The sequence below is a fragment of the Humibacter sp. genome (assembly GCF_035547335.1).
Taxonomy (GTDB): domain Bacteria; phylum Actinomycetota; class Actinomycetes; order Actinomycetales; family Microbacteriaceae; genus Humibacter.
In genome coordinates this window covers 1-6,833 of record NZ_DASZVF010000062.1, presented here as the reverse complement: position 1 = coordinate 6,833, position 6,833 = coordinate 1, and the positions used below count along the sequence as shown (strand labels likewise).

General features: G+C 68.7%; 8 protein-coding genes. 5 read left to right on the top strand and 3 right to left on the bottom strand.

What is annotated here, in order from left to right; genetic code table 11:
• Positions 1–509: alpha/beta fold hydrolase (locus VHB92_RS13515; protein WP_325454288.1), on the bottom strand; the 509-nt coding region annotated here is incomplete at its 3' end.
• A gap of 152 nt (positions 510–661) precedes the next feature.
• Here VHB92_RS13515 and VHB92_RS13510 point away from each other — a divergent pair.
• The 3 genes from VHB92_RS13510 (at position 662) to VHB92_RS13500 (ending at position 3,165) form a co-directional block, all read left to right on the top strand.
• Entirely contained in the window at positions 662–1,522 is an 861-nt protein-coding gene (locus VHB92_RS13510; RefSeq protein ID WP_325454287.1) for an MBL fold metallo-hydrolase, read from the top strand.
• Entirely contained in the window at positions 1,519–2,034 is a 516-nt protein-coding gene (locus tag VHB92_RS13505) for an Rrf2 family transcriptional regulator (protein ID WP_325454286.1), read from the top strand. The genes VHB92_RS13510 and VHB92_RS13505 overlap by 4 nt, the downstream gene beginning before the upstream one ends.
• 111 nt (positions 2,035–2,145) lie before the next feature.
• Positions 2,146–3,165, top strand: coding sequence for a zinc-dependent alcohol dehydrogenase family protein (locus VHB92_RS13500; RefSeq protein ID WP_325454285.1), 1,020 nt, complete (start codon positions 2,146–2,148; stop codon positions 3,163–3,165).
• Between the two features lie 57 nt (positions 3,166–3,222).
• Here VHB92_RS13500 and VHB92_RS13495 read toward each other — a convergent pair whose 3' ends face one another.
• Positions 3,223–3,942 carry an SDR family oxidoreductase gene (locus VHB92_RS13495; RefSeq protein WP_325454284.1) on the bottom strand — a complete coding sequence of 240 codons (720 nt, stop codon included), beginning with the start codon at positions 3,940–3,942 and terminating at the stop codon, positions 3,223–3,225.
• Between the two features lie 135 nt (positions 3,943–4,077).
• Between VHB92_RS13495 and VHB92_RS13490 the strand changes: the two genes are divergently transcribed.
• Both VHB92_RS13490 and VHB92_RS13485 read left to right on the top strand, forming a co-directional pair.
• Positions 4,078–4,956 carry a LysR family transcriptional regulator gene (locus VHB92_RS13490; RefSeq protein WP_325454283.1) on the top strand — a complete coding sequence of 293 codons (879 nt, stop codon included), beginning with the start codon at positions 4,078–4,080 and terminating at the stop codon, positions 4,954–4,956.
• Between the two features lie 111 nt (positions 4,957–5,067).
• Positions 5,068–5,979 carry an NADP-dependent oxidoreductase gene (locus VHB92_RS13485; RefSeq protein ID WP_325454282.1) on the top strand — a complete coding sequence of 304 codons (912 nt, stop codon included), beginning with the start codon at positions 5,068–5,070 and terminating at the stop codon, positions 5,977–5,979.
• 40 nt (positions 5,980–6,019) lie between these two features.
• Here VHB92_RS13485 and VHB92_RS13480 read toward each other — a convergent pair whose 3' ends face one another.
• Positions 6,020–6,754, bottom strand: coding sequence for a class I SAM-dependent methyltransferase (locus VHB92_RS13480; RefSeq protein ID WP_325454281.1), 735 nt, complete (start codon positions 6,752–6,754; stop codon positions 6,020–6,022).
• Positions 6,755–6,833: the final 79 nt, after the last annotated feature.

The window sequence follows — 6,833 nt, the reverse complement described above, 5'->3', positions numbered from 1 at the left end:
AACTGCGGGATGCTGCGCAGATAGTCGGTCGCCACGACCGCGTTCATGCCCAGGCCTTCGTGCAGCGAGTCGTGCAGCAGCGCGGCTGCCTGCTGCGCGAGGGTCGGCCGACGGTCGTCGACGACGGGCCCGATGAGCACGATCGATTGCACGAGCTCGGGGCGGAGGTGCGCCAGCTCGACCGCGATCTGCGTTCCCATCGACTGCCCGACGACAGTGCACCGGCCGACGCCGAGGCGCTGCAGGGCGGCGGCGACGACGGCGGTGTTCCCACGGATGCCCAGTCGTCGGTGCGGTGATGCCGCGCCGCCGAAGCCGGGCAGGTCGATGGAGACGGTGTGCAACGAGCGGCTCACGAGGCGCTGGATGCGCGCGAAGGAGCGGTGCGACATTCCTATCCCGTGCACGAAGACAACGGCCGACGGCTCCTCCTTCGACGCTGTCGGCGCGGCGAGAGACAGCCGCACACCGAGGCGATGGCCGTTCACGTCAACCGTCTCCGCCGCCATTCGCATAGTCGATGATGATCCGCCCCGTGCAGCGGCTCAACCCGTGGACAGCAGCATCCCGAGCCACTTCTCGTCACTCTTGCGCGCCGCGACGCGGCATGGTTATGCTCGACGTAACCAAAGTAGTTACATTACATCGAGGGGCGGATGCCATGAGCGAGCTTCGGTACGAGGTGTGGACCGAGAGACGGGAGGGTCTCACGAGGGACCTGCCGGACGGTCAGGACGAATGGAGGTGGGTCGCCAACTCGGCGACGCTGATCCTCGGCGAAAGCGAGGCCGTTCTCGTGGACACGTACGCGACGATCGATCAGAACGACAGGCTGATCGAGTGGGTGCGCGGCCACGGCAAGCGGCTCGCGGCCGTCTATCTCACGCACGGCCACGGGGATCACGCGTTCGGAGTCGCCCAGCTGCGCGCGGCGTTTCCCGAGGCGCGCATCCTCGCCATGCCGGGAACCGTCGCCGAGCTGGAGACGCAGGCGCGGCCCGAGTGGCGGGACGGCTTCTGGGGCAAGCTCTTCCCCGGCCGGATTCCGCAGGTCGAGCTTCCGGACGTGCTCGAGACGGGCGCGTTCACGGTCGAGGGGCACGAGTTCGTTGTGATCGAGGCGGGCGACACCGACACCACAGGAACGACGTCCCTGTGGGTCCCCGACCTGCGGCTCATCGTCGCCGGCGACGTGGTCTACAGCCAGACGTATCCCTACCTGGCGGAGACGACTGCCGCCACCCGTCTCAACTGGATCGCCGCGCTCCGCCGCCTTGAGCAGCTGGATGCGCGCCACGTCGTGAGCGGACACAAGCAGCCATCGGGCGACGACTCTGCCGCAGACATCGAGGCGACCATCCGGTACCTCGAGGACATCGAAGAGGCGGATGCGCGCACGGCGACGGCCATCGAGTTCTACGAGTGGATGCTGGCCAAGCAGCCGGGGCGCGCCAACGTCGGCTCTCTGTGGGGAGCGGCGAAACTGCTCAAGGGAGCTCCCGCGCCCACGGCCGACGCATGAGCGCCAACTCCCGGCTCAGCCTGGCCGTGCATGCCCTGGAATGGATCGAACTGCAGCGACGGCTAGGTGGCGACCGCGCCACGTCTGAAGACATCGCGGGCAGCATCCGCACCAACCCCGTGGTCGTGCGCAGGCTCCTCGGATCGCTGCGTGACGCGGGTCTCGTGATCGCGCACAGGGGCGGGCGCGCAGGGTGGGCGCTCGCTCGCCCTGGCGAATCCATCACGATTCGCGACGTGCGCGAGGCGCTGGGCGAGGAGCCGCTGTTCGGCCTCCATAGCACGCCCCCGTCCGAGCGCTGTCCCATCGGGCTGAGCATCCGTCCGAGGCTGGAGGAGCTGTACCTGCGCGCGCAGGCCGCGGCCGACGACGTGCTTGCCTCCGTGACGATCGCCGCCGCGCTCGACGACGTGCTCGACGCCTCGAGCGAGCGGCCGGAGCTTCTGGATGCGTTCGCGCACGCGGTCGAGAGGTCGCGCCCCGCCGGCCACGGCGAAGGGCTGACTGGCTAGGGTGATCGAGGATGCCGCCGCGGGCGCACGGTTCGTCAGCGTGCCGGCATCTCGCTCGACCTCCGCTTCATGCGTGAGCGTCGAGCATCGCGATCAGAAGGGTGGAGACGGATGCGAGCAATTGTCTTCGAGGCCGAGCGTTCGCTGGCGCTGCGCGAGGTCGCCGACCCGGTGCCGTCGGCGACGGAGGTCGTCGTCGAAGTGGCGGCCGTCGGCATCTGCGGCACCGACGTGCACGTGTACGACGGCGAGTTCGAGGGCACGGTCTATCCACTCATTCCCGGCCATGAGGCGAGCGGTGTCGTGACCGCCGTCGGCACGGCCGTGGAGGGGCTCGCCATCGGCGACCACATCGTCGTCAACCCGAGTACGACGTGCGGCACCTGTGAGTTCTGCCTCAACGGCAGGTCGAATCTCTGCCGCAAGTGGAACGGTCTCGGCGTCGTGGCGAGCGACGGAGCGTCGGCGGTCTACCTCAAGGCCCCGGCCGCGAACGTCTACCGGCTTCGCGACGAGACCGACTTGTACGATGCCGCACTCATCGAGCCGCTGGCGTGCGCGATCCGCGGGTACGACATCCTTCCGCGATCGATGGGCGAGCACTACCTGATCTACGGATCCGGAACCATGGGACTTCTCATGGCGCAGCTCGCCCCCCGAGCAGGCGCGGCCAGCGTCACGGTCGTCGACATCAACAGCGACCGTCTGCAGGCCGCCCGGGAGGTCGGTGTCGAGAACGTCTACCGGAGTGCGGACGAGGCGTCGCGGGAGAAGTGGGATGTCGTCATCGACTGCACCGGCAACATCCGCGCCATCGAAGACGGCGTGCCGCGCGTGAAGGCGGGAGGCACGTTCCAGCACTTCGGGGTGGCGCCGGCGGATGCGACGGCGTCGTACTCCCCGTTCCGCGTGTACCGGGATGAGATCAGCATCGTCGGCACCATGGCCGTGCTCAACTCGTTCGGCAGGGCCGTCGAGATGTTCGAGGCCGGCGCGATCAACCCGAAGCCGATGATCAGCCACAGCTTCACGCTCGAGGACTATCCGGATGCGCTCGACATGTTCCGGCGCGGAACCGGTCGCAAGCTGCAGATCCGCCCGGGCGACACGCAGTCCCGCGTGCTGCTCTGAGCCGAATGCCGTCAACGCCAATCGAGGTCAGCCGGCGCCGGAATGAGTGCGACGCGCTCACACCAGAAGTGCCCCGCCGTCGACCGGGATCGAGGCGCCCGTCATGAACGGCTGCGTCATCGAGTAAACGAAGGCGCGGGCGACGTCATCCACTTCTCCGACCCGGCCGGCCGGGAGCAGGGCGGCCTGCTCCTCGTACATCGCCTGCTGGGCCTCGGCGCTCATGCCGCTCCACAGAGGGCTGCGGATGATCCCGGGTTCCACCACGTTCACGCGAACCGGCGCCAGCTCCACTGCGAGTGCTCCGGCAAGGCTCGTGGTCGCCCCGCACAGGCTCGACGCGACGGCCCAGCCAGAGCCGGGTCGCGTGCGGGCGGAACCCGAGGTGAGAGTGACGGATCCGCCCGGTCGGATGCGCTTCGCGGCGATGCTCACCGCATTCAGCGCGCCGAAGAACCGGATCCGGAAGAAGCCCCGCGCGCGATCGAGATCCATCCCGTCGACCGGCATGAGGCTCAACGACTCACCGGCCGTGTACACGAGGTGGTCGAAGCCGCCGATCCGCTCGAAGAACGCGAGCACCGCGTCGCGGTCGAGTACGTCGAGTGCACTGCCGGTGGCGCGCGCGCCGAGCTCGCCGAGCGCGGCATCCACACTGGACTGCCGGCTGGATGCGATCACGACGTCGGCGCCCTCCGCGATGGCGGCGCGCGCGGTCGCCAGGCCGATGCCCGAGGTGCCGCCGATGATGACGACGCGATTATCGAGGAGAGACATGGGATTCCTTTCATCGAGCGCAACGAGTTCGTCGATGCGCAACGAGTGTGCGGCGCGAGCCGCCCGTGCGTCCAAGACCTCTTTCGTCGTGAGTGAAACCCAGCGGGTATCACCGGACGGTGGCAGGCTGGAGTCGTGACGCCCGACCTGGACCTTCGAAAGCTGCGGTACTTCGTGGCGGTCGCCGAGGAGCTGAACTTCGGACGCGCGGCCGAGGCGTTGATGATCGCCCAGCCGGTGCTGTCACGGCAGATCCGTGCGTTCGAAGACGAGCTCGGCGTGCGACTGTTCGTCAGGGACACCCGGGGGACGGAGCTCACGGAGGAGGGCCGCCTGCTCTACCGTGAGGCGGAGGGGTTGCTGGCGTCGGCTTCGGCGGTGCGGCGGCGGATCGCTATTGCCGCCCGCGGCGAGTTCGTGTTCACGGTCGGATTCATGCCCGGGCTCGTCGTGACGCAGGCGGTGCGCGCGTTCCAGGGCACGCATCCCGACGTCGAGACGCAGGTCATGCGCACGGGCTGGGACGACCAGGTGATGGTGCTGCGTGACGGACGCGCCGACGTGAGCTATCTTCGCCAGCCCTTCGACGCCGCCGGGCTCGCGACCGAGCGGCTGTTCGCCGAACCCCGCGTGGTCATGCTGCCTGCGGACCACGAGCTCGCGGCGGCGCAGAGCGTGCAGATGAACGACCTCGTCGCCGAGCGTCTCCTGCAGGATCCCGCCGCCGTGCCCGAGTGGGCGGGCGTGGCCCGGGAGATGCAGCGCCGACGGGGATCGGCGCGCACGCGGAGCCGCACCGTGGAGGAGAAGCTCGAGTTGGTCGCGGTCGGAAAGGGGATCGCGATCTTCCCGTTGTCGACGGCGCAGTTCTATCGCAGGCAGGATGTGCGGTTCGTCCTGGTGGCCGACCTGCCTCCGACGGAGGTGCACTTGGGCTGGGAACGCGGCAGGCGGTCCCGGCTCATCGACGACTTCGTGGCAATAGCGCGTGAGCTGACCGCGACGGATGCCTGACGACCAGCAACTCCCGCGCCGCCGTTCCCGACTCGATCGAGCCCCGAGCCGGATGCGTGCCGGGCAGCGTCGGAGTTGAATGGAGCTCACCTCTCTCGAGAAGGAACCACCATGAAAGCAATCACCGTGACCGATCAGTCCGCCGGCACGGCGGGCATGAGACTGGATGACCGACCGCATCCGCATGCCTCGGAGAACGACGTCATCGTTCGGGTGCACGCTGCCGGCTTCACCCCCGGCGAGCTGGAGTGGCCTGCGACGTGGGCGGACCGGGCAGGACGCGACCGAACGCCGACGGTGCCGGGGCACGAGCTCGCCGGTGTCGTCACCGAGCTCGGATACGGAACGACGGGCCTGACGGTCGGGCAGCGCGTCTTCGGCCTCGCCGACTGGACGAGGGACGGCACGCTGGCGGAATACGTCGCCGTCGAGGCGCGGAATCTGGCACCGCTGCCCGCCGACGTCGACTTCGTCACGGGCGCCGCGCTGGTCATCTCGGGGCTGACCGCGTGGCAAGGTCTGTTCGAGCACGGCGGCCTGCAGGCCGGGCAGACGGTGCTCGTGACGGGTGCGGCAGGAGGAGTGGGGTCGATCGTCGCTCAGCTGGCGAGGGATGCCGGTGCCTCGGTGCTCGGGGCCGGGCGCCGGGCCCAGCGCGATCGCGTTCTCGAGGCCGGCGCTCACCGGTTCGTCGACGTCGATGACCTCGAGCAAGCGGGTGAGGTCGATCTCGTCTTCGATGTGATCGGGGGTGACGTCGGCGCGAGCGCCGCGATGCGGCTCCGCCCCGGTGGGACGCTCGTCGCCATCCCTGCCCCGCCCAGACCGGACCGAACGGACATCCTCGCCAGGTTCTTCGTTGTGGAGCCGCGTCGTTCAGAGCTGACTGCTCTGGTCGAGCGCGTGCGGGCCGGGCGTCTGCGCACGTTCGTCGGCGACGTCGTCTCGCTCGAGGAGGCCGCGACCGCGTTCAGCGCTGGATCGGGGCGCGGCAAGACCATCGTGCAGGTCGTGAGCGGCTGACGTCGGCCGGCCGCGTCCTTGCCGCGACCCCGCGGTCTCGTCACACAGGTGATGCCTCGATGAGCCACGAGGTATAGCTCTCCGTGACGCTGCCACCCAGCGCCGCGACCGCCGAGGCCGCTGCGTCGGCCTCGTCCGGCGTCCAATTGCTGAACGTCCCGAACAGAGCGCGGACCTGCTCCGTCGTGAGGTCGACCGTCCAACGGAAGAGGTGGGTCTTCTCTACGCGGAACAGCCTGGAGCCTCGAAGGGCACGAGTGGTCGTGTCGATGCTCTCGTGATCGACCGCTCCCGAGGCGGGCCGTGCAGCCACGATGCGCTGCACCTCTCGGCGGAACGGTGTGACCTCTGCGGCGCCGTCGCCGAAGACATTGCGCCAGATCAGCAACCGGCCTTCAGGCTTCAGAGAGCGATGGATGATCGGCAGCAGGACATCGACATTCATCCAATGGATGGATGTCGCGGCCACCACCAGATCGAACGTCGCCTCGCCGGGCCGGATGTCCTCGGCCTTCGAACGAACGACCACTGCGCTCGGGAATCGGTCTTCGATGATGTCGGCGAGCCGCCGTCCAGGCTCGACGGCGACGACATCCATGCCATAGCGCAGAAGCTCGCCGGTCGCCTGACCGCTGCCGGCGCCTAGATCGAGAGCGCGCCGGCCGGGAGCGACAAGACCCGTCGCCAGAACATCACGCCAAAGCTCAGCAGGATAGGGCGGCCGAGCCGCTGCATAGCCCTCCGCCACGCGCTCGAAATGCATCGGGTCCGTCACGCTGTGACCCTACCCGTCGATGAGAACCAGGGGAGGTTCCAATTCAGGAGCAGGGAGGGCTCGGCTGCATATCGCAGCC

Coding starts and splice junctions, on each gene's coding strand:
- VHB92_RS13510 (WP_325454287.1), top strand. CDS start 662: ATGAGCGAGCTTCGGTACGAGGTGTGGACCGAGAGACGGGAGGGTCTC.
- VHB92_RS13505 (WP_325454286.1), top strand. CDS start 1,519: ATGAGCGCCAACTCCCGGCTCAGCCTGGCCGTGCATGCCCTGGAATGG.
- VHB92_RS13500 (WP_325454285.1), top strand. CDS start 2,146: ATGCGAGCAATTGTCTTCGAGGCCGAGCGTTCGCTGGCGCTGCGCGAG.
- VHB92_RS13495 (WP_325454284.1), bottom strand. CDS start 3,942: ATGTCTCTCCTCGATAATCGCGTCGTCATCATCGGCGGCACCTCGGGC.
- VHB92_RS13485 (WP_325454282.1), top strand. CDS start 5,068: ATGAAAGCAATCACCGTGACCGATCAGTCCGCCGGCACGGCGGGCATG.